Origin of the sequence: Microcoleus sp. AT3-A2 (assembly GCF_036705685.1) — a bacterium.
In the GTDB taxonomy this organism is placed as follows: Bacteria; Cyanobacteriota; Cyanobacteriia; order Cyanobacteriales; family Microcoleaceae; genus Microcoleus.
Window position 1 is genome coordinate 1 of record NZ_JAUBVF010000158.1, and the last position, 1,452, is coordinate 1,452.

The window sequence follows — 1,452 nt, forward strand, 5'->3', positions numbered from 1 at the left end:
CCACCTAAACGGGTCTCAGCTAACTATGTTATTCTACCATAAATATAGTCTGTGTACTTACGCCGAGCTGTACTAGATATAAGTCCTACTCAAGTTTAATTACTGTAGTTTAGACTAACTAAAGATGAGAACGGTGGCCAAAGAAGAACTAGAGCCACCGTTAAGGAGAGAATGAGGGTGAAAAATAAAAACCTATCCACTCCTTAAATGACTGTAGTTTAGACTAAGTAAAGATGAGAACGGTGGCTTTCAGAAGAACTAGAGCCACCGCGCCGGGAGAGAATAAGGGTGAAAAAGAAAACCTATCCACTCCCTTAATGAACAGTGAACGATTAAAGGACTTTCGTCAAGCAGCATACGAGTTATTGGTGCTGGCGAAAGATGCAACATTCGAGCTCATGGATGCAGTAATGACAACAAGGAATGCGTCTTGTTTGGCGGAATTTTCGCTCAGTCCGCTATTCAATCGTCAATGGTCAAGTGTCTATGAAGCCTTACAAGACTGTAGACCAGACCGGAAAAAACTGATGATGCTGTATATCAAGCAATTACAGCAGCAAGTACCTACAACACAACATATATTAGTGGCAATTGACCACACTGCATGGGCGAGACCAGACGCTCAAACCTTAAAAGACAGAACCCATGAATATCAGAAGGGCTCCATTGTTGAACAGGGATATAGTACAATTGCGTGGATACCTGAAGCACAAGGAAGTTGGGCATTACCCCTACTCCATGAAAGAATTAGTAGTGGGTCTTCACCCATACTTCAAGCAGCTTCCCAACTCAAACTTGTCTGTGAACAGAGCGTCAACCAGCGTATTAGCAGTCTTAGATCGAGAATATGGCAACGCAAATTGGGTACTGGCGCAAGCAGATATTCAAGCTGATTGTTTAATGAGATTCCGAAAGAATGCCTGGAAAGTGGTCGGCACCACCAGCCTATAGTGGTCGCGGTAGACCACGGAAACACGGGTTCAAAATGAAACTCAATGACCCAACCACATGGCTCGAAGCGGATACTGTGATTGAAATGGATGAACATCCACAGTTGGGACAAGTCCGAGTCAGACAATGGATTGACTTGCATTTTTATCGCGCCCCTGGACAAAAAGTCAACTTAATCCTGGTGCAAAGAATGAAGCCCATGTCAAACGGTCAGGCGTTTCCACCCTTATGGTTGGCTTGGGTGGGAGAACGAACTCTCCCTCTAGAAACAGTCTGGTTTAAGTATTTACGACGCTTTGGAGTGGATCATTGGTATAGATTTGTTAAGCAACGATTACATTGGACATTGCCTAACTTGAGAACTCCCGAACAATCAGAGCGCTGGAGCGATTTAATGCCATTGATGAGTTGGCAACTCTGGCTGGCTAGTACAGCTCGGCGTAAGTACACAGACTATATTTATGGTAGAATAACATAGTTAGCTGAGACCCGTTTAGGTGG

Annotated in this window: 2 protein-coding genes; both read left to right on the forward strand. The window is 44.1% G+C overall.

The genetic code is table 11. The features are described 5' to 3' along the window. The first annotated feature begins 233 nt into the window (after window positions 1-233). Entirely contained in the window at window positions 234-893 is a 660-nt protein-coding gene (locus QUB37_RS29640) for a hypothetical protein (protein WP_333168809.1), read from the forward strand. A 92-nt stretch (window positions 894-985) separates the two neighbouring features. Further along, a complete protein-coding gene (locus QUB37_RS29645) occupies window positions 986-1,429 on the forward strand; it encodes a hypothetical protein (RefSeq protein WP_333168810.1) in 444 nt (147 codons plus the stop codon). Window positions 1,430-1,452 lie beyond the last annotated feature (23 nt).

Bases quoted from the DNA above. Each gene is read 5' to 3' on its own strand.
- QUB37_RS29645 (WP_333168810.1), top strand. From the start codon at position 986: ATGAAACTCAATGACCCAACCACATGGCTCGAAGCGGATACTGTGATT.
- QUB37_RS29640 (WP_333168809.1), top strand. From the start codon at position 234: ATGAGAACGGTGGCTTTCAGAAGAACTAGAGCCACCGCGCCGGGAGAG.